This window comes from Actinoplanes sp. NPDC004185, assembly GCF_053603475.1.
Genome location: NZ_JBSGFR010000009.1, coordinates 124539 through 142682 on the forward strand (window position 1 = coordinate 124539; position 18144 = coordinate 142682).

General features: G+C 70.3%; 23 protein-coding genes and 1 tRNA gene. 18 read left to right on the forward strand and 6 right to left on the reverse strand.

The annotated features are described in order from the left end of the window. Nucleotides 1–3 precede the first annotated feature (3 nt). Entirely contained in the window at nt 4–966 is a 963-nt protein-coding gene (gene mtnA / locus ACWEOZ_RS11820) for an S-methyl-5-thioribose-1-phosphate isomerase (protein WP_451910706.1), read from the forward strand. On the opposite strand, the gene ACWEOZ_RS11825 is transcribed toward mtnA, so the two are convergent. Both ACWEOZ_RS11825 and ACWEOZ_RS11830 read right to left on the reverse strand, forming a co-directional pair. Next, nucleotides 963–1535 (reverse strand): DinB family protein, encoded by a 573-nt coding sequence (locus ACWEOZ_RS11825; RefSeq protein ID WP_451910707.1) that lies wholly within the window; start codon nt 1533–1535, stop codon nt 963–965. The genes mtnA and ACWEOZ_RS11825 overlap by 4 nt on opposite strands. Nucleotides 1536–1575: 40 nt before the next feature. After that, nucleotides 1576–2583, reverse strand: a complete 1008-nt coding sequence (locus tag ACWEOZ_RS11830) for a prephenate dehydrogenase (protein WP_451910708.1) — start codon at nt 2581–2583, stop codon at nt 1576–1578. 138 nt (nt 2584–2721) lie between these two features. Here ACWEOZ_RS11830 and ACWEOZ_RS11835 point away from each other — a divergent pair, with 138 nt between their 5' ends. Further along, nucleotides 2722–3825, forward strand: a complete 1104-nt coding sequence (locus tag ACWEOZ_RS11835; RefSeq protein ID WP_451910709.1) for a hypothetical protein — start codon at nt 2722–2724, stop codon at nt 3823–3825. Between the two features lie 73 nt (nt 3826–3898). Here ACWEOZ_RS11835 and ACWEOZ_RS11840 read toward each other — a convergent pair whose 3' ends face one another. Beyond that, nucleotides 3899–4642, reverse strand: coding sequence for a M23 family metallopeptidase (locus tag ACWEOZ_RS11840; RefSeq protein ID WP_451910710.1), 744 nt, complete (start codon nt 4640–4642; stop codon nt 3899–3901). A 95-nt stretch (nt 4643–4737) separates the two neighbouring features. On the opposite strand from ACWEOZ_RS11840, the gene ACWEOZ_RS11845 reads away from it, so the two are divergent. The 4 genes from ACWEOZ_RS11845 (at nt 4738) to ACWEOZ_RS11860 (ending at nt 6452) form a co-directional block, all read left to right on the forward strand. Further along, nucleotides 4738–5124 carry a hypothetical protein gene (locus tag ACWEOZ_RS11845; protein WP_451910711.1) on the forward strand — a complete coding sequence of 129 codons (387 nt, stop codon included), beginning with the start codon at nt 4738–4740 and terminating at the stop codon, nt 5122–5124. A gap of 67 nt (nt 5125–5191) precedes the next feature. Further along, nucleotides 5192–5395 (forward strand): hypothetical protein, encoded by a 204-nt coding sequence (locus tag ACWEOZ_RS11850; RefSeq protein ID WP_212987928.1) that lies wholly within the window; start codon nt 5192–5194, stop codon nt 5393–5395. 89 nt (nt 5396–5484) lie between these two features. Continuing rightward, a complete protein-coding gene (locus ACWEOZ_RS11855; RefSeq protein ID WP_451910712.1) occupies nt 5485–6006 on the forward strand; it encodes a tRNA adenosine deaminase-associated protein in 522 nt (173 codons plus the stop codon). Beyond that, nucleotides 6006–6452, forward strand: a complete 447-nt coding sequence (locus ACWEOZ_RS11860; protein ID WP_451910713.1) for a nucleoside deaminase — start codon at nt 6006–6008, stop codon at nt 6450–6452. Before ACWEOZ_RS11855 ends, ACWEOZ_RS11860 begins: the two co-directional genes overlap by 1 nt. A 15-nt stretch (nt 6453–6467) precedes the next feature. On the opposite strand, the gene deoD is transcribed toward ACWEOZ_RS11860, so the two are convergent. Then, nucleotides 6468–7175, reverse strand: coding sequence for a purine-nucleoside phosphorylase (gene deoD / locus ACWEOZ_RS11865; RefSeq protein ID WP_451910714.1), 708 nt, complete (start codon nt 7173–7175; stop codon nt 6468–6470). A gap of 108 nt (nt 7176–7283) precedes the next feature. On the opposite strand from deoD, the gene ACWEOZ_RS11870 reads away from it, so the two are divergent. The 5 genes from ACWEOZ_RS11870 (at nt 7284) to ACWEOZ_RS11890 (ending at nt 10674) form a co-directional block, all read left to right on the forward strand. Then, a tRNA-Ser gene (locus tag ACWEOZ_RS11870) sits at nt 7284–7373 on the forward strand. 179 nt (nt 7374–7552) lie between these two features. Next, nucleotides 7553–8413 carry a pentapeptide repeat-containing protein gene (locus ACWEOZ_RS11875; protein ID WP_451910715.1) on the forward strand — a complete coding sequence of 287 codons (861 nt, stop codon included), beginning with the start codon at nt 7553–7555 and terminating at the stop codon, nt 8411–8413. Between the two features lie 21 nt (nt 8414–8434). Continuing rightward, nucleotides 8435–8929 carry a hypothetical protein gene (locus ACWEOZ_RS11880; RefSeq protein WP_451910716.1) on the forward strand — a complete coding sequence of 165 codons (495 nt, stop codon included), beginning with the start codon at nt 8435–8437 and terminating at the stop codon, nt 8927–8929. A gap of 243 nt (nt 8930–9172) precedes the next feature. Further along, entirely contained in the window at nt 9173–10252 is a 1080-nt protein-coding gene (locus ACWEOZ_RS11885) for a hypothetical protein (RefSeq protein WP_451910717.1), read from the forward strand. Beyond that, nucleotides 10252–10674: a ribosomal maturation YjgA family protein gene (locus ACWEOZ_RS11890; protein ID WP_451910718.1), complete on the forward strand. Its 423-nt coding sequence runs from the start codon at nt 10252–10254 to the stop codon at nt 10672–10674. Before ACWEOZ_RS11885 ends, ACWEOZ_RS11890 begins: the two co-directional genes overlap by 1 nt. Here ACWEOZ_RS11890 and ACWEOZ_RS11895 read toward each other — a convergent pair. Beyond that, entirely contained in the window at nt 10604–11017 is a 414-nt protein-coding gene (locus ACWEOZ_RS11895; protein ID WP_451910719.1) for a glutaredoxin domain-containing protein, read from the reverse strand. The two genes, ACWEOZ_RS11890 and ACWEOZ_RS11895, sit on opposite strands and share 71 nt — an antisense overlap. 58 nt (nt 11018–11075) lie before the next feature. Here ACWEOZ_RS11895 and ACWEOZ_RS11900 point away from each other — a divergent pair, with 58 nt between their 5' ends. The 7 genes from ACWEOZ_RS11900 (at nt 11076) to ACWEOZ_RS11930 (ending at nt 16152) form a co-directional block, all read left to right on the forward strand. Continuing rightward, a complete protein-coding gene (locus tag ACWEOZ_RS11900; protein ID WP_451910720.1) occupies nt 11076–12302 on the forward strand; it encodes an ArsB/NhaD family transporter in 1227 nt (408 codons plus the stop codon). Continuing rightward, the gene (locus ACWEOZ_RS11905; protein ID WP_451910721.1) at nt 12299–12772 is read left to right on the forward strand and encodes a universal stress protein; all 474 of its coding nucleotides are present in this window, start codon (nt 12299–12301) and stop codon (nt 12770–12772) included. Before ACWEOZ_RS11900 ends, ACWEOZ_RS11905 begins: the two co-directional genes overlap by 4 nt. Nucleotides 12773–13000: 228 nt before the next feature. Next, the gene (locus ACWEOZ_RS11910) at nt 13001–13210 is read left to right on the forward strand and encodes a hypothetical protein (protein ID WP_203768881.1); all 210 of its coding nucleotides are present in this window, start codon (nt 13001–13003) and stop codon (nt 13208–13210) included. 106 nt (nt 13211–13316) lie between these two features. Beyond that, nucleotides 13317–13841, forward strand: a complete 525-nt coding sequence (locus ACWEOZ_RS11915) for a DUF6886 family protein (protein WP_451910722.1) — start codon at nt 13317–13319, stop codon at nt 13839–13841. An 81-nt stretch (nt 13842–13922) separates the two neighbouring features. Next, entirely contained in the window at nt 13923–14264 is a 342-nt protein-coding gene (locus tag ACWEOZ_RS11920) for an STAS domain-containing protein (RefSeq protein ID WP_451910723.1), read from the forward strand. 32 nt (nt 14265–14296) lie between these two features. After that, nucleotides 14297–14911, forward strand: a complete 615-nt coding sequence (locus ACWEOZ_RS11925; RefSeq protein ID WP_451910724.1) for an ArsR/SmtB family transcription factor — start codon at nt 14297–14299, stop codon at nt 14909–14911. Further along, nucleotides 14908–16152, forward strand: a complete 1245-nt coding sequence (locus ACWEOZ_RS11930; RefSeq protein WP_451910725.1) for an MFS transporter — start codon at nt 14908–14910, stop codon at nt 16150–16152. The genes ACWEOZ_RS11925 and ACWEOZ_RS11930 overlap by 4 nt, the downstream gene beginning before the upstream one ends. 83 nt (nt 16153–16235) lie before the next feature. Here the strand turns inward: ACWEOZ_RS11930 and ACWEOZ_RS11935 are convergent, their stop codons facing one another. Further along, nucleotides 16236–18017, reverse strand: a complete 1782-nt coding sequence (locus ACWEOZ_RS11935; protein ID WP_451910726.1) for a trypsin-like serine protease — start codon at nt 18015–18017, stop codon at nt 16236–16238. Between the last annotated feature and the right edge of the window lie 127 nt (nt 18018–18144).

Sequence of the window (18144 nt, forward strand, 5' to 3'; positions counted from 1 at the left end):
GCCATGCGGACGATCGACTGGGTGGACGACGCCATCGAGATCATCGACCAGACGGCGCTGCCGGGTGAGGTGCGCCTGCTGCGGCTCACCACGGTCGCCGAGCTGGTCGCGGCCATCCGGTCATTGGCGGTGCGCGGGGCGCCGGCGCTGGGGGTGGCCGGGGCTTTCGGGGTGGCGCTGGCCGCCCGGCAGTTCGCCGGGGACGAGCGGGCGCGGGCTGACGCCGTACAGCTGGTGGAGCATGCCCGGCCGACTGCCGTGAACCTCGCCCGCGGGGCCCGGCGGGCCGCGGCGCTGCTCGCCGCCGGGCCGCAGGCCGTGCTGGCCGAGGCGTGCGCGGTGCGCGACGAGGAGATCGCCGCCTCGACCGCGATGGCCGCTCTCGGGGCTGACCTGATGGTCGAGCTGTGCGGTGCGCGGCCGCGGCTGCTGACCCACTGCAACACCGGCGGGCTGGCCGCGGTGACCGGCGGCACCGCCCTGGGGGTCGTGACCGAGCTGCATCGCCGGGGCGCGCTGGCCGGGGTCATCGCCAGTGAGACCCGGCCGTTGCTGCAGGGGGCCCGGCTGACCGCGTGGGAGCTGCGGGAGGCCGGCATCGACTTCCGCGTCGCGGTGGACTCGGCCGGGCCGTTCCTGCTGGCCCGGGGCGAGGCCGACGCGGTGATCCTCGGCGCGGACCGGATCTGCGCGAACGGCGACGTGATCAACAAGGTCGGCAGCTACGCGCACGCGCTCGGCGCCCGGCGGGCCGGCCTGCCGTTCGTCGTGGTCGCCCCGGAGTCGACTGTGGACCTGGACACCCCGGACGGCGCCGCGGTGGAGATCGAGGACCGGGGCGCGGCCGAGGTCACCGACTACGCGGCCGCGGTCAACCCGGCCTTCGACGTGACCCCGCACGACCTGGTGACCGCGATCGTGACGGACCGCCGGGTGATCCGCCTCGACCGCGGCGAGCGGCCCTAGGAGGCGGGCTTCCAGGGCTTCATCCAGGGCGATTCGGGCCAGCCTTCGGCGGCGGCCATGATCGGGTACGCGGTCCCGCCGTCCACCGACTCCCGGATGATGTCGGCGTGCCCCGCGTGCCGGGCCGTCTCCTGGATGAGGTGCAGCAGCACCCAGCGCACCGACCAGTTGTCCAGGTCCTGGGGGTTCCACGGCACCGAGTGGTCGACCGGCACGGGGTGGTCGAGGTCGCCGATCTCCGCGACGGTCTTCTCGGTACGGGCGGCGATCCGGTCGTACCGGGCGAAGACTTCGTCGATCGTCTCGCCGTCGCTGAGCGCGAAGTTCTCCTCGTACGCGCGGTAGTCCAGTTCGCGGGGCTCCCGGCGGACGACGTCGATCCAGCCCTCCTCGGTGGACGCGCAGTGCTTGATCAGGCCGCCGACGGTGAGCAGGCTGGCCGTGGGCGTGGCTCGCAACTGCTCGGGGCTGAGGCCGTACGCGGTCAGCTTGACGACGTACCGCATCTGGGCGAGGTACGCGAGCAGACCCTCCTGCTCGTTGGCGATGGCACCGACCTGACCAGGCATGACCTGTCTCCTGTCCTGTTGTCCGGCTTACCGCCTCAGCTTAGGAACCATTGCGGTCACTTCCTGGCCGCATTGTCGAGACTTGGTCGTCGCGTACCGCCGTCACCCAGCCCCCGGCCCGGCCCAGCGCGAGCAAGGCGCCCGGCTCGGGTGTCAGCTCGGCCGGCTCGCCGGGCGCCGCGGGCCAGGCCCGGCGCAGGTCGCTCGGCACCCGCAGCCGCTCGGTGAGGGCCGCGATCGGATCCGGCGCCGCCAGCTCCCGGCCGTAGCTCTGCAGATCGGCGACGATCCCGTCCAGCACTTCCCGGACGGCCGGGGCGTTGCCGCCGCACATGGCCGCGATGAGCTCCGGCCGGGTGCCGGCCACCCGGGTGCCGTCCCGGAACGAGCCGGCGGCCAGCGTGCCCGCCAGCGGACTGCCGGCCAGCACCGTGCTCAGCGCGGCGGCCAGCAGGTGCGGCACGTGGCTGATCTCGGCGACCGCCCGATCGTGCTCGGCGGCGGTGACGGGGACGACGCGGGCGCCCAGCGTGGTGAAGAGGCGGGCCAGCGCCAGCCAGTCGGCCAGGTCGGTGCCGTCCTCCTCCAGGCACAGCACCCAGGCGCAGCCGTCGAACAGGTGGGGATCGGAGGCGAGAAAGCCGGACGACTCCTTGCCGGCCATCGGGTGCCCGCCGACGAACCGGCGGCCGCCCAGCAGGTCGCGCACGGGACCCTTGACCGAGGTGACGTCGGTGATCAGGCCCGGGTGGCCGGCCAGCTCGGCCAGCACGCCGGGCAGCGCCGGGAGCGGTACGGCCAGCACGACCAGCTCGGCGTCCGCGACGGCCTCCGGGATGCTCTCGGCCACCTGCCACTCGCCTTTGATGACGATGCTCCGAGTGCCCGGGTCGGCGGACGGCGGCAGCTCGGCCGCCTTGGCCAGCCCCCGCGCGGCCTCCCGGGTCGGCCGGCCGACGTCGTAGCCGACCACGTGGTGCCCGTGGGCGGCCAGGGCCCGCAGGAGCGAGCCGCCGATGAGACCGAGGCCGATGACTGCGACGTTCACGCGGCAGACTCTCGCACACGATCGGCATCAGCCGTACGGACCTGTCGGTTTTGGTCCGTTTCGCCACTGGTTGGGGATGATCGCCGCCCTTACGGTGATCATGTGACGTACAGGGACAAAGCTGCTTTTATCGGCGTGATGGCCGCGACGATCGCCATGCTTGCCGCGCCGGCGCAGGCCGCACCGTCGGAATCACCGGACGCCGTGCCGAGCTTCAACGGGACGGTGCTGGCTGTCGCGTACTCCGGTAGCACCGTCTACGTCGGCGGCGACTTCACCGCCGCCGTCGTCAAGGGCAAAGCGGTCGCACGCAGCCGGCTCGCCGCGATCAACGCGGTCACCGGCGAGCTGCTGCCCTGGGCGCCGGTCGCGGACGGCCGGGTCAAGGCGATCGCCACCAGCGGGTCAGCCGTGTACGTCGGCGGGGACTTCGCCACCATCGGCGGCCGGCGACGCGACAGCCTGGCCCGGCTCGACGGGCGCAGCGGCGCGGTCGCCGGCACCTTCAAGCACACCATCGAGGGCCGCCCGTACGCGCTGGCCGCCACCGGAGGCCGGCTCTACCTCGGTGGCTCGATCACCAAGGTCGACGGGCAGAGCCGTACCCGGCTGGCCGCCTTCAGCCTGACCACCGGGGCCCTGGACAGCAGGTGGAAGCCGACCGCGGACGACCAGGTCGAGGCGCTGGCGACCGGCGGCGGCCGGGTCTACGCCGGCGGCAAGTTCCACAAGGTCAACGGCACCAGCGGGTACGACCGGCTGGTGGCCCTGGACCCGTCGTCGGCCGCGATCGTCACCGGTTTCAAGCCCAGGCCCCCGGTGATCACCTTCGCCGTGGCGGTCACCTCAACCGGCGTCTACACCGCGCACGGCGGCCAGGGCGGCGCGGCCAGCAGCTACAGCACCACCGGGGGCAAGCGCTGGACGGCCACCTTCGACGGCAACGCCCAGGCGATCGGCGTGCTGGGCGACACCGTCTACGTCGGCGGGCACTTCGACCGGGCGTGCCGGACCGCGCGTACCGGAAGTCAGGGCACCTGCCTGGACGGCTCTGACGACCGGATCAAGCTCGCCGCCCTGGCCATCACCGACGGCCACCTGCGCGACTGGACCGCCGACGCCAACGGCGTCGAGGGCGTGCTGGCCATGGCCGTGCAACCCGGCCTCGGCGCGCTGGCCGTGGGCGGCGCCTTCACGACGATCGGCGGGCGAACCCAGAAACGCTTCGCGCAGTTCGGCTGAGCCGATCCCGAAAGCCTTATCCGCACGGCGGGGCCGCATCTCTTGGGCGAGGGATGCGGCCCTGTGCTGTGCGTCAGGCCTTGCAGTTGTGCGCTTTCTTCCACTTCGCGACCGTGGCCACCGGGCTCTTGTTGCCCTTGGCCCGCCAGGACTTGAGGAACGTCGCCGGCCACACCACACCCCGGCGGACCTTCCAGTCACCGGTCTTGGCGCACGGCGGGGAGATGCCGTAGTGCAGGTGGCAGACGTTGTTGGCGTTGCCGGTGTGACCCACCTTGCCCAGCTGCTGGCCGCTCTTGACCCGGACACCGGCCTTGATCCCGGTCTGGATCTTGCTGAGGTGCGAGCCGTAGTAGCGCACGCCGTCGTCGCCGAGGATCGACACCGACAGACCACCGTTGAGCGGGCCGTCCGGCGCACCCTTCACGTACGCGTCCTTGCGGCTGACCTCGAGCACCACGCCGCTGGTCGTCGCCACCACGGTCTCGCCGCAGTCGGCGAAGATGTCCGTCGCCGGATACTTCGCGTGCGTAGTGTGGAAGGCCACGTTGGACGCCTTGACCGGGAAGGTGTACTTCAGCCCGGCCGGCGCCGTCGTGGGCGCCTTGCTGGGCGTCTTCTTCGGGGTGGCCGAGGACGTCACGGTGCCCGCCGGCGCCTTCTCCGGGACGCCGGGGCTCGGCGTGGGAGCAGCCGACTGCGAGGGCTCCAGGAACTGCGGCGCGCTGGTGGTTGTGGGCGCATCGCTGGGCGAGCCGCAGGCCGCGAGCGAGAACGCCGCGACGGTCAGGACCGAGAGGGTACGCAGGGAAAGCACCGGGCCATCCTGGCAGACGCCAACAGATCCCGCAGACCCAGCGGGGGTGGATAGGCTGGCCGGGGGATCGTCCGACCCCGCCGGATGGAGGCGACATGGCCGAACAGCACGGGGCCTGGCCCGCGGCGGCACAGCCACCCGCCGGCTGGCTGCCCGACCGTCCGTCCGCGCCCCCGGGGCTGCCCCCACGGCCGGTCTACCGCGAGCCGCACCCGATCGCCGTCGCCCCGCTGCTCTCCGGCGTGGGCGCGACGCTGGTCTGGTTCGCCCTGTTCGGCAGCCTCGGCCGCGACCTGGCCGGCTACGCGTGGTGGACGCTCACCGCGGCCGTCTCCGCCTGGGCGGTCGCCATCGTGCTGGCGGTGCTGGGCGATCGCGGCGTCGCCACCGGCGTGGGTCTCGCGGCGGGCCTCGGCCTGTCCATCGCCGGTGGTTTCGTCACGGCCCGGTGGATCTCCACGAGCGACTGGCCGCTGTGGTGAATGTCCAGCTCTGCACCCCCTTGTCATCGACGAACCGTGCCCCTGTGGTGGCGCAGCGCACTCGGCCTTGACGAACGTCGCGCGGCTGGGCACGCTCGGCCTCATGGCCCACGTACCGCAGCGGCTCGACCCCGATCGTCGCCGTCGCCGACTGGAGCTTCTGGCCGCCCTGGCCGATGCCAAGTCCGCCCGCGAGCACAGCCAGCCGCAACGCCTGCGCGGCGCCCGGCTCCGCGAACTGATCGCGAATCGCCGCCGCCACGCCAACTGAGCTACTCCCTTCGGGGCGTGGCGCGGCACCAGCGGCGCACCACCGGCTACCGTCAGGCGCTGAGGACCGCAGGTTTCGTGGGGGGATTCGTGTCGACTTTCGCTGCCGCCGTCGCCCGGGGCAAGAACGGCTGGACGGCATCCGAGCTCCAGCTCACCGGCGTCGCCGACCTCGACGAGGTGGTGGACCGGCTGCGTGACGCCGAGCCGGACGCCGAGTTGTCGCTGTTGTTCGTCGAGGCCGACGACCAGTATCTGGTGATCCTGCGCCTGGACGAGGGTGAGGACGTCCGGGTGTTCTGCTCCGACTCGGCCTTCGCCGACGAGTCGCGGCTGGGCGCTCTGCTGCTCGCCGACGTGGAGACGCCGGCGCTGGAACTGGACGACCTGGCCGCACCGCGCGCCGATGACGACGACGAGGACGACCGGCCGGCCGCCGACCCCGACGCCGACCCGGTGGGCGACGTCGAGCTGCTCGCCGACCTGGGGATCAGCTCGCACCGGCTGCTGACGCTCTGCGGGCTCGAAGGCATGCTCCCGGCCGACGTGACCGCGGAGATCTGCCAGCGGCTCGGCTGCGGCGACGAGCTGGAAGAGCTGCGCGAGGTCTGATGCTCCGCCCCCGGCACGAGACCTGGATGCGACGGGCGCTGTCGGTCGCATCGGCCTCGGCGGAGGACGTGCCGGTGGGCGCGGTCGTCTACGACCCGGACGGCGTCGAGCTGGCCGCGGCCGGCAACGAACGCGAGCTGACCGGCGACCCGACCGCGCACGCGGAGATCATCGCGTTGCGGCGGGCCGCCGTCCTGACCGGCAGCTGGCGGCTGACCGGCTGCACCCTTGTTGTCACCCTGGAGCCGTGCACGATGTGCGCCGGGGCGCTGGTGCTGGCCCGGGTGTCCCGGCTCGTCTTCGGCGCCTGGGAGCCGAAGACGGGCGCGGTGGGCTCGCTCTGGGACGTGGTCCGCGACCGCCGGGTGACCCACCGGCCGGAGGTCTACGCGGGCATCCTCGAGGACGAATGCGCCACGCTGCTGCGGGACTTCTTCCGCGGCTAGGCCCTTCTCCCGGGCTCAGGCGATGGCGGTGTCCAGGCCGATCTGCACCATGTCGGAGAAGCCCTGCTCGCGCTGGGCCGAATCCATCTTGTCGCCGCGCTTGATGTGGTCGCTGACGGTCAGGATGGTCAGCGCCTTGGCGCCGTACCGGGCCGCGATCGTGTAGATGGCGGCCGACTCCATCTCGACGGCGAGCACGCCGTAGTCGGCCAGGGTGTCGTACAGGTCCGGCCGGTCGGTGTAGAAGGCGTCCGCGGCCAGGATCGGGCCGACCCGCAGCGCGACGCCGCGCCGGTCGGCGACATCGGCCGCGGTACGCAGCAGCGAGAAGTCGGCCACCGGCGCGTAGTCGACCAGCCCGTCGAACCGCACCCGGTTCATGTTCGAGTCGGTCGCGGACCCGATCGCGGCGATGACGTCACCGAGGTTCAGGTCCATGGCGAGCGCCCCGCACGACCCGATCCGGATCAGCGACTTCGCGCCGTACTCGTTGATCAGCTCGTGGGTGTAGATCGAGGCCGACGGCATGCCCATGCCGGACCCCTGGACGGAGACCCGCACGCCCTGCCAGGTGCCGGTGAAACCCAGCATGCCCCGCACCTGCGTGTAACAGACGGGATCGGTCAGGAACGTCTCGGCGATCCACTTCGCCCGCATGGGGTCACCCGGTAGGAGGACCCGCTCGGCGATGTCGCCCGGCTGCGCGCCGATGTGCACACTCATGGTCGAGATCCTGCCAGGCGGGCCCGGCGGAGGTGCCACGACCTCGCGCTTTACCCGGGTGGGTAACCCGGCGGCGAGCCCCCCGAGCCATCCGGTAATCTACTGCGCGGTGGTGTGTCCGAGCGGCCTAAGGAGCACGCCTCGAAAGCGTGTGAGGGTGCAAGCCCTCCAAGGGTTCAAATCCCTTCACCACCGCCAGCAAGCAGGGCAGACGCCCGGCACCTCGACACGAGGAGCCGGGCGTCTCTCTGTCTGGTCTCAGTCGGCCGGGATCGGCGGTCCCGGCCGTGCAGATGTCGGCGACATTCGGAGTCGGGTCGGCACTGCTGGAGCAGGCGAGACTGTCCCTCGACAGGTTCCGTCGCCATACTCAATGCATGGGCGCAGCACGCAGGTTCGCGTTGATTGCGACAGCTGGAGCTTTCGCTGCGTTGCTGGCGGTCCTTGTCGTCTGGCTGATTCCGCTGTGGTTGACGGCGCCGGGCATATCGAACGACCGCTTAAAGGCCATGAGTGACGTTCGAACTTCGCTTGTGCAGCTCTGTGCAGGGATCGTTCTGCTCATCGGACTCATTTTCACCGCTCGCACCCTGCGATTGAACCGCGAGGGTCACCTCACTGACAGGTTCCGTGGCGCGGTAGATCAACTCGGAAATTCGGCGGTAGACGTCCGGATTGGCGGGATATACGCGCTGGAACGTCTTCTCCGTGAATCCGCCATAGACCATCAACCCATCGTGGAGGTGCTCGGCGCCTTCGTGCGTAACCACGCCCAGCAGGGCGGCACACGCACCTTTGATCCTGACTGGCAGCGCGGCTCGGGACCCCCTGACGGCCTTCCCTTGTTGGCCAGTGACGTCCAAACAGCTCTGACGGTTCTTGGTCGCCGGCCAATACGTGAAGAGCGGCCCACGCTGAACCTCGTGGCTACCGATCTTCGCCGTGCATATCTGCACGGGCTCCGATTTTCTGGAGCTGTGATGAACGACGCGTGGCTGGACTATTCCGACTTGGGGGAAGCGGACCTCAGCGGATGTCACCTGAAGGGCGCAACCTTCAATCACACCTGGATGCGTGCAGTGGACCTCAGCGGAGCACGCCTCAAGGACGCTGATTTCCGGTTCGCCCACCTGCACGAAGCAAAGCTTTCTTCCAATGAGATAAGTAGTGCCAACTTCAGCGGGGCGGCGTTAACGCGTGATCAGGAGAAGTTCATACAGGTGCACAAGAACGGCTAGACCTCCCAATCTGCAGCCCGGATGAGCGTCTCTGGCGTTCAGCCGCAGGCGGTGACAGGCAAGATGGGCCGACAATATCGTCCCGACGTGCTGTTTGACTGGGGCAAAGACATCGGCGATCATGACTGCACCCTGACGATGGTCGGCGTCGGCCTGCAGAGCACGCCGGCGAATGCCGCGTACCCGACTTCGACTTTCGGCGTGGCTGTGACAGCAGCCAACTCACACGGCAGCATCACCTGGTACAACCGCTCCGTCGGTATTCAAGGTGAAGTGGATGACCATGTGACCGGGGGCTACAGCCAGGTCCGCTTCTTCTTTTACCTCACCGGCGGGACAGCGGCGGCTTACACCACCACCAGGATCGCGTACAGCGGCCTGCCCCCGGTCTCTTTCAATTTCACTCAGAATGCCCCGTCCGGCGGAATCAGCTTGGTCATCATCCGGCTGTGCACCACGCAGGGCGTCTGCAGCCGGGACGACGATAACGAATTTTATCGTTCTCAGGCATCGTAAAAACGAGCGCGACCGCAGCAGTCCTCCGAAGGTGCCGGCCCTGGCGCACGGTGGTTGGCACCCGGCTTGCCCCGCTTCTCACCGCGGCGGCCGCTCCGGACACGGCCGGCTGGCCTTCCCCGGGTGCGCCCGGCGCAGCAGCTCCGGCATGAGGCAGGGCTCCGTCATCGTGCTCCCGTTCCGCGGTTTCCGGTCCTTCAGAGGGGTCGGACAGGGCGGCGCGTGGTCCGTACAGTTCGCATCATGCGAACGTCTTTCGTCGCGCTGGCAGCCACCCTTCTCGGGCTGTCCCTCATTCCCGCCGGGCCGGCATCCGCCGCCCCGGCTGCGGACACCGCGCCGCCCCGGCTCGAGTCCATCAGCCTGGATCGCACCTCCGTCACCGTGTCCGGCGTTCAAACACAGCTGGTGGGCGTGCGGGTGCGGTTGACCGACGAGACCGGCGTCCAGCCGGTCGAGTATCTGCCGGGTCAGGAGCTGGCGTCGCCCTGGCTCCGGTTGAATGTCTCGCAGAATTCCCTGGTTCTGTTGAGATTGACCGAGGGCACCGACAAGGACGGGATCTGGACCGGCACGCTTCCGGTCACCTCGGCCTGGAGCGGGGCGGTCCAGCCGATCGGCATCTATGCCGTGGATCAGACCTACGCCAATGTGCTGAACACCGATCCGCGGATGTTGGTCGACACGCCCAGCCTCCACGTTCAGAGTTCGCATCGGCCGGGGCTGGACATGACGTTCTCGCCGGAGCCTGCTCCGGCCGGTAAGCCGGTCACTCAGCGGATCCGGGCCTGGGACACCACCACCGGCCAGCCCTGGGCCGGTCTGTCGCTGCGGCTGAGCTTCGACAACGGCTGCGCCGAGCCGGGCAGCGTCACGACGGTGCGGACCCGCGCTGACGGCACGTATCAGCGGACCCTCAGTGCTGCTCAGTGGCAGTGGGTGCAGTGCGCCTGGGTGCCGGGCGTCGACCAGCCGACCATGCCGTACCCGATGACGGTCATCGCCTCGGACGGCGGGCACGTGCGCACCCAGCGGTATGCCGTCAGTGCGGCGCCGGCCGCGAAGTCGGCGCCGGTCGGTGAGAACGTCAACGTCAACGGCCGGGCCACCCCCCTGCACCGGGGCAAGGTCATGCAGTTGCAGCGGCTGTACGCGGACAAGACCTGGCGCAAGGTCAGCACCGCCAAAGTGCGGGACAGCGGCCGCTTCACTCTCGTGGCCACGCCGCAGGGCAAGACCACCTACTCCTACCGGGTGTACGCGCCGGGCGACGACTACGCGGTGGGTGGCGTGTCCAGAACCTTCACGATCCGCGGCACGTGATGCGGGGACGGCTGGCGGCGCTCGCCGCGGTCGTGGTGATCGTCGGGCTCGCCTTCGGGATTCGGTCGGTGAGCGACGGCGGGCTCGAACAGTGGTCCGGCACGGCGCTCTACGCCTCGATGATCTACGCGGGGGTCTTCCTGCTGTGGCCGGCGGCTCCGCCCGTCCGGGCCGGGATCCTCGCCGTCGCGTTCTGCTGGGCTGTGGAGTTCTCGCAGCTCACCGGCGTTCCCGCCGCGCTGTCCGAGCGGAGTCCGGCGGCGCGGCTGGTGCTCGGTGCGAGCTTCGACTGGGTGGACGTCGCCTGGTATCCGGTCGGGGTCGTGCCGTTCGTCGTCCTGCACCTGCTGGTCAGCCGGCGCGGAGCCGGCTCCGCAGCCACAGCGGGTCGGGGTTCACGTGTGGGCTCCCGGCCAGGATGACCGTCGGGACGGTCTCGTTGCCCTCGGCCACCGCGCGGACCGCCGCCGCACCCTCCGGGTCCTTCCAGATGTCCACCCAGTAGGCGCGGCGTGAGGTGACGCCCAGCACCGCGCGCAGGCGCATGCAGAACGGGCAGCCCGGCCGCCAGTAGACGACGGCGCGGCCGTCCGCGGCGCTGCGGCGCTGGGCCTCCGCGGCCGGCATCGACCGTGGAAAGATCAGCGGCGACACGAACGCCGCCACCAGGGCGAAGGCCAGGAAGTAGAACACCGACCCCTCGAGGATCCAGAGCAGGGCGCCGAGCGCCAGGAACAGGACGGCCTGACCCCATCGACGAAGCATGATGGGGACGCTACGCGAGGTGTGCGGGGCGCCGCGACTAGCCGTAAGGTGCCCAATCGTGCCCACCGCGATCTCGTTAGTGCTGCTCCTCGCGGTGCTCGGTTTTGCTGTCGTACGGCCCCGGGGTCTGCCCGAGGCCGTCGGGGCCGTGCCGGCGGCGGTGCTCACTGTCGTGCTCGGGCTCGTGTCGTGGCGCGATGCCCTCCACGAGCTGGGTGATCTCGGTCCCACCGTGGCGTTCCTCGCCGCGGTGCTGCTGCTCGCGTACCTGGCCGACCGGAGCGGGGTCTTCCGGTTCGCCGGGGCGGTCGCGGCCCGCTGGAGCGGGGGTTCGCCGCGGCGGCTGCTCGGCCTGGTGTTCGTCATCGCGGCCGCGGTCACCGCCGCGCTCAGCCTCGATGCCACCGTCGTGCTGCTGACGCCGGTCGTGTTCACCACCGCTTCCGCGCTGGCCATCCGGCCCAAGCCCCACGTGTACGCCTGCAACCACCTGGCCAATTCCGCCTCGTTGCTGCTGCCCGTGTCGAATCTCACCAACCTGCTGGCGATGTCCGCGGCCGGCCTGTCGTTCCTCGGTTTCGCCGGGTTGATGGCGCTGCCCTGGCTCGCCGTCATCGCCGTCGAGTACGTCATCCTGCGCCGCTTCTTCGCCGACGATCTGGCCACGCCGCCGCACCGGCCGCCGGTCGAGGCGGTGCCGGCCCCGCGCTTCGCCCTGGCGGTGCTCGGCGTGACCTTGGCCGGATTCGCGCTGGCGTCCCCGCTGGGCGTCCACCCGGCGTGGGTGGCGCTGGCCGGGGCGCTCGTGCTCGCCGTACGGCTGCGGGTCGGCGTGCCCACCCTGGTGCGGAAGGCGAATCCCGGCTTCTGCGTCTTCGTCCTGGCGCTGGGCGTGGTCGTGCTGGGCGTGAGCCGGGGCGGCTTCGGCGCGCTGGTCGACCGGGTCGCGCCGCACCACGCCGACCTGCTCGGCCTGCTGGCCATGGCCTTCCTGGCCGCGCTGCTGGCGAACGTGCTCAACAATCTGCCGGCGACCCTGATGCTGCTGCCGTTCACCGCGCACAGTCCCGGTCTGGTGCTGGCCGTGCTGCTGGGCGCCAACATCGGGCCGAATCTGACCTACGTCGGCTCGCTCGCCACTCTTTTGTGGCGGCAGATCCTGCACAAGAGTGGTCACCCGCCCGTGACGGGTGAATTTCTGCGGCTGGGTGCACTCACCGTGCCGGCCTGCTTGATTGTCGGGGTGGCGTCACTGTGGGTGAGTCTGCGAGTGTCTGGGGTGTGAGGATCCTGGTGTGGGTCGCGGAGGGCACCTGGGCGGCTTGTGTCGATGCGGTGCGCCCCCTGCCCGGGGACGTGACGCTGCTGCACGTCGTGGATGTCGCCACGGCCGCCGCGCTGAGTGGCCCGGTGGGTCTACTGGGCCGTTCCGGCTCGGCCGATCAGGGCGAGTTTCTGCTGGCCCAGGCCGGGACCGAGCTGCTCGACGCGGCCGCGGCCCGGCTCGGCCGGGACGCCGCCCGAGAAGTACGGCGGGGCCGGCCGGAGCGTGAGGTGGTGGCCGCGTGCGCCGATGTGGATCTTCTGGTGCTGGCCCGCGACGGTGACCGCAGCCGGCTGGGGCCGCGCAGTCTCGGGCACCACACGCGATTCGTCGTCGATCACGCACCGTGCCAAATTTTTCTTGTCTGGCCGGAGTCGACGCCGGGCCTCGGGACCCTTCCGCCGCCGCCCCACCATGATCAAATTCGCTGATCAGGTGACGGATGCGTGCCGGTACCGTTTCGTCCCTGGCGGAGCGACGTTGTTACCTGCGAAGATTACCCGGAGTAACAGTTAATACGCCGCCCTAATATGTCGCGTCTGCGCAAGGCGTAGGGCCGAAATCCACCGGATCGGACAACCCGTCCCACCCTGGCGGCGAAAAAGTTTCACACGACGGCCTCGCGCAAAGGTGTCTATGTCTGCCCTAAGGTTGGTCAGGTGAGAGTTGAGCAGCACTGGTGGAATGGTGACAACCGGCTCGCGCGCCGGGATGTCTACGTCCGCACCGACGGCGAAGTCTGGGAGGTCGAGGCCCAGATGGGCGGCCCCCAGGGCAAATCCAAGGTGCAGCAGTGTCCAGGAAAGGCGTCCGCGCTGATCCTGGCCGACGCGTGGCGCGGTCCACGCTGGCAGTGGCGCAAGCTCTGAGCGCCAGGAGCCGGGCTGTGCCGCACGCTTGAACTTCTCGGCCAGCCACATATCTCGATCGGGCCGGACCCTGCGGGGTCCGGCCCGATTCTGTTAGAAACCAGCGGTGCGTCCCCCCGCCGGTCAGGTCCTGCATTTCTCCGAGGACCCCGCGATCACCCGCTTCGTGCCGCACGTCGCGGCCACGGCTCAGCAGCCCGAGCCGTACGTGTGGGCCGTCGACGCCGAGCAGGCGCCGGCCTACTGGTTCCCGCGTGACTGCCCCCGGGTGCTGGCCTGGGCGGGCCCGGAGGCCACCGCGGCCGACCGCCGCTTGCTCGGCGACCGGCGGGTGCATGCCATCGAGTACGGCTGGCTGCCGGCCCTGCAATCAGTCCACCTGTACGCGTACCGCTTCGACGCGGCACCGTTCCGCCCCTTCGGCTCCCCGCAGCCGCACGCGATGGTCGCCACCACTGCCGTGACCCCGCTCGGACCGGCTGAGCCCGTCGGTGACCTGCTCGCCCGGCACGAGGCTGCCGGGATCCAGTTGCGGCTGGTCACGAGCCTGTGGGCCTTCTTGGACGAGGTCGCCGCGAGTTCGCTGGGGTTCAGCGGGATCCGGTTGCGCAACGCGACGCCGCGACGGTGAAGGAGCGGACGAACTGTCCGCCATCGGCCGTTCGGGTGGATCTACGCTGTGAACCCCCTTAACCAGGACGAAAGTGATGCCATGCAGGCCACCGTGACCGACCTCCGCTCCGACGTCGCCGTGCTGCGCCTGAAGGGCGAACTCGACGCCGACACCGCCACCCAGCTCCACAAGCTGCTCGCCGAACTGCTGGAACGGCCGGTGCCGCGCATCGTCGTGGACCTGGCCGACCTGAAGTTCTGCGACTCCGTCGGGCTCAGTGCGTTCATCACCGCCAAGCAGGTGATCGCCGCCCGGGGTGGGTGGCTGAGCTTCGCGGGGGCCAACCGCTTCCTCGTCTCGCTGCTGGAGACCGTGGGCCTGAGCCGCTACTTCGCCATCTTCCCGACCGTCGACGAGGCGATCGCGGCGGCGCAGGGGTAGCGACCCGATATGTGAGAGACTACTCTCGAAACATGTCTCTCACGAATCCGTTCGGCGATCTGCAGGTCACCGACCCGCAGGCGATGCGAGCGCTCGCTCACCCCGTACGGCTGGCGATCTTGTCTCATCTCCAGCGCAACGGACCCGCGACCGCGACCACGCTGTCGCCGCATGTGGGAGCGACGCCGTCGGTCACCAGCTGGCACCTCCGGCACCTGGCCGGGTTCGGCCTGGTCACCGACGCCGACCCGGACGAGGTGCCGGGCGACCGCCGGCAGCGCTGGTGGAAAGCCAAGGCGCGCGGTTTCTCGGTGACGATGGGCGACGATCCCGAGTCGCAGCTGGCCGCCCGGGCCCTCGGCGAGCAGCTCGCCATGGCGGCCCAGCAGCAGGTCAACGCCTGGATCGCCGACGTCGGACCGACCCTGCCGGCGCAGTGGCAGCAGGTCGCCGGCATCTCCAACACCAGCGTGCCCCTCACCCCGGAGGAGCTGGCCGAGCTCAGCGGCCGCATCGACGAGCTGATCGCGCCGTACGTGCACCGCGCCGAAGCAGACGCACCCGCCGGCGCCCGGATCATACGGATCCTGCGGCACTACCTGCCGGCAGCGGACGACCTCCGGCCGACGTCGGGGGAGGAGTCGTGAGGCGCTTCGAGCGGTTGTGGGCGGGGGAGACGATCTCCCAGTTCGGCGACCGGATCAGCGAGCTCGCCCTGCCGCTGATCGCCGTGCTGGCCCTGTCCGCCACGCCCACCCAGGTCGGCCTGCTGACGGCCGCGGTCTGGACGCCGAACCTGCTGTCGCTGCTCGTCGGCTCCTGGGTGGACCGTCAAGCGCACCGCAAGCGCCTGCTGGTGGCCGCTGATCTGCTGCGCGCCGCTGCCCTGCTCAGCCTGCCCGTCGCCCACTGGCTCGGCGTGGTCACCCTCGCCCAGCTGTTCGCCGTGGCACTGCTGGCCGGGGCCGGGCAGGTGCTGTTCTCCGCCGCGTACCCGTCGTTCTTCGTGGCCCTGGTCGACCGCAGCCGCTACGTCGAGGCGAACAGCAAGCTCAGCATGAGCCGGTCCGCGTCCTTCGTGGCCGGTCCGGCGCTGGGCGGCCTGCTCATCCAGGCCGTGACCGCGCCGGTGGCGATGCTGGTGGACGCCGTGTCGTTCCTGGGCTCGGCGCTGCTCATCGGCCGGATCGAGGTGGCGCCGGTGCCGGTCGAGCCACGCCGGTCGCTGCTCGCGGACGCGCGCGACGGCCTGCGGTACGTGCTCGGTCATCCGTACCTGCGCGCCGGGCTCGGCTGTGTCACCACGGTCAACTTCTTCGGTTTCGTCGGCCAGGCGCTGGTGGTGCTCTTCGCCACCCGTACGCTCGATTTGCCGGTCGGGATCCTCGGCCTGGCGCTGGGGCTCGGCGCACTCGGCGGTCTCGCCGGGGCGGCGATCGCCCCCCGTCTCTCCCGGCGCTTCGGGGTGGGCCGGATGATGCTGCTCGGCGCGATCCTGTTCCCGGCCCCGACCGCGGTGATCGCCCTGGCCGGCGGACCGGTGTGGCTGGCCGCCACCCTGCTGGCCGCCGCGGAGGCGATCGCCGGCTTCGGCGTGATGATGATGGACATCAACCTGAACTCCGTGCAGGCCGCGGTGATGGCCGACGAGATGCGCAGCCGGGTGGCCGGGGTGTTCGGCACGATCAACTATGGGGCCCGGCCGCTGGGCGCGGTCGTCGGTGGCCTGCTGGGCAGCGGCATCGGCCTGCGGCCGACCCTGCTGATCGCCGCGGCGGGCGGGATGCTCGGGTCCGGGTGGCTGCTGCGGTCACCGCTGCCCGGGGTACGCACGATGGAGTCGCTGACGCCGCCCGCCGGGTTGACGACGTCCCGGCAGGCGGCGTAGCGCGGCGCGTCACAGGAAGAGCGTGCGCCAGAGGAACGGCCCCCGCGGTTTCCGCGAGGGCCGTTCCGGCAGACCGGTGTTGATCAGAAGATCATGTCGAAACCGGCCCAGCCGGTGTCGATGACACTGCCGCGGCCGTTGATCCAGCCGCCGCGGCCATTGCTCGTGTACAGCCGCACGTCGCCGGCCGTCGTGACGCCGAGCAGGTCGACCAGGTTGTCACCGCTCCAGTCGCCCGGCGACAGGAACGTCGGGAACCCGCCCCACCCGGTACCGATGCGCGTGCCGGACGGGTTCGTCCAGCCGCCGTTGCCGTTGCTGTTGTACAGCCACAGCTCGCCGTTCGCCTTGCGGCCGATCAGCGACTGGTGTCCGTCGCCCAGCCAGGAACCCGGCGTCAGGATCGTGTTGAAGGTGTTCCAACCCGTACCGATCGGGGTGCCCCTGGGGTTGAGCCAGCCGCCTTTTCCGTCGGCGTTGTAGATGACCAGCTTGCCTGCGGCCGTCTTGCCGATCAGGTTGGGCAGTCCGTTGCCGATCCAGTCGTTCGTCACCATGATGTCGGTGAACGCGTTCCAGCCGGAGCCGATCTGAAGTGGCTCGCCGCCGCGCAGCTTTCCGGCGCCATCGCTGCGGTAGTTGTAGAGCCTGCCCGCAGAGTCACGGGCGAAGATCGACTCCGTCTTGTCGCCGGACCAGTCGTTGACCCGGAACAGCTTCGTGAAACGGTTCCAGTTGCTGTCGTTGACGAGCCAGACACCGCTCATGCCGCCGAAGGTGTTCGTCGCGAAGCCCGCGCCTGTTCCCGCGTTGAGCTCACCGGTCGCCTTCCAACGGCCGAAGAGATCGGCGTGCCCGTCGCCCGTGAAGTCCAGGTTGTTGGGCGCGCTCAGCGTGATCTGCTGCTTGACGACGTCGGAGTAGTGGTTCAGCGCCTCGTAGACGCCGTACGTCGACCCACAGTCGGTCGATCCCCAGTCGGTGATGCCGACCTGAACGCGGGCATCGGCCGCACCTGTGAAGATGGGACCACCGGAGTCGCCCGAGCAGGTGTCGGTCGTCGGTGGGGTCCCGGCGCACAAGTTCCGGTCCGGGTCGAAGTCCGCGCCCCACGCGGCGCGGCATGTGGCGTCGGACTTGATCGGCACCGTCGCCGAGCGAAGGATGCCGGAGTCGCCGCTGCCCCGCTCGGTGACGCCGTAACCCACGATCGTCGCGTCGGTCCCGTCGGCCGGGTCGGCCGCGCCCTGGTCAGCGAGCGTCGTCGGCACGTACTGGGCGGGCAGCGGGTCCTTGAGGGTAAGGACACTCACGTCGTCGACCGGCACCGCGCTGCTGTCCGTGAGCAGCCGCTCGTAGTTGAACGTCGGGCTGGTCCACGTGTTCGACACCCGGGCGACGAAGCCGTTGGTGTCCACATCGAGGTTGTTGCGGCCCGCAATGACGAACGTCGTGCCGTACGGCAGGTCGACGATGCAGTGGCCCGCGGTGAGGATCCGGGTCGGGCTGATCACGGAACCGGTGCAGGTCTGCACGAACAGGTCGGCGGACCCGTCGCCGTCATCGTCGAGATAGAAGTAGCTCTCGATGCCGACCACACTGGGGAAGTCCGACGCATTGGCCGTCGTACCACCAGTGATCCGCGGGCTTGCTGTGCCGGCCGGGTCGAACGCGAGCCCCCGCTTGCCAATCTTGGACGGCATCTCGGTGGCCCGCCGAGCGTTCGCCGGCTTGTCTTTCAGCGGAATCTTCCTGGCCTGCCGCGGAGTGCCCGCAGGATCGGCCTTTCCGATCGCGATCGGTGCCGGCGTGCCGGTCGGATCGGCGCTCGCCGCGCCGGCCGGCAGCGTCACGGCAACTGCCATTACCGCCAGCCCCGCCACGATCTTGGTGATGGTGCGTGCCCGCGCCGGGCGGCGCTTGGACGTCTGTACCACGCGACGTCTCCCGTCCACTGAATCCCCGATTTGCACGTGGCTCGGGTGAGCCTCG

Coding starts and splice junctions, on each gene's coding strand:
- deoD (WP_451910714.1), bottom strand. CDS start 7,175: ATGAGTGTGCACATCGGCGCGCAGCCGGGCGACATCGCCGAGCGGGTC.
- ACWEOZ_RS11885 (WP_451910717.1), top strand. CDS start 9,173: ATGCGAACGTCTTTCGTCGCGCTGGCAGCCACCCTTCTCGGGCTGTCC.
- ACWEOZ_RS11925 (WP_451910724.1), top strand. CDS start 14,297: ATGTCTCTCACGAATCCGTTCGGCGATCTGCAGGTCACCGACCCGCAG.
- ACWEOZ_RS11825 (WP_451910707.1), bottom strand. CDS start 1,535: ATGCCTGGTCAGGTCGGTGCCATCGCCAACGAGCAGGAGGGTCTGCTC.
- ACWEOZ_RS11890 (WP_451910718.1), top strand. CDS start 10,252: ATGCGGGGACGGCTGGCGGCGCTCGCCGCGGTCGTGGTGATCGTCGGG.
- ACWEOZ_RS11845 (WP_451910711.1), top strand. CDS start 4,738: ATGGCCGAACAGCACGGGGCCTGGCCCGCGGCGGCACAGCCACCCGCC.
- mtnA (WP_451910706.1), top strand. CDS start 4: ATGCGGACGATCGACTGGGTGGACGACGCCATCGAGATCATCGACCAG.
- ACWEOZ_RS11920 (WP_451910723.1), top strand. CDS start 13,923: ATGCAGGCCACCGTGACCGACCTCCGCTCCGACGTCGCCGTGCTGCGC.
- ACWEOZ_RS11875 (WP_451910715.1), top strand. CDS start 7,553: ATGGGCGCAGCACGCAGGTTCGCGTTGATTGCGACAGCTGGAGCTTTC.
- ACWEOZ_RS11895 (WP_451910719.1), bottom strand. CDS start 11,017: ATGCTTCGTCGATGGGGTCAGGCCGTCCTGTTCCTGGCGCTCGGCGCC.
- ACWEOZ_RS11835 (WP_451910709.1), top strand. CDS start 2,722: ATGGCCGCGACGATCGCCATGCTTGCCGCGCCGGCGCAGGCCGCACCG.
- ACWEOZ_RS11860 (WP_451910713.1), top strand. CDS start 6,006: ATGCTCCGCCCCCGGCACGAGACCTGGATGCGACGGGCGCTGTCGGTC.
- ACWEOZ_RS11880 (WP_451910716.1), top strand. CDS start 8,435: ATGAGCGTCTCTGGCGTTCAGCCGCAGGCGGTGACAGGCAAGATGGGC.
- ACWEOZ_RS11935 (WP_451910726.1), bottom strand. CDS start 18,017: ATGGCAGTTGCCGTGACGCTGCCGGCCGGCGCGGCGAGCGCCGATCCG.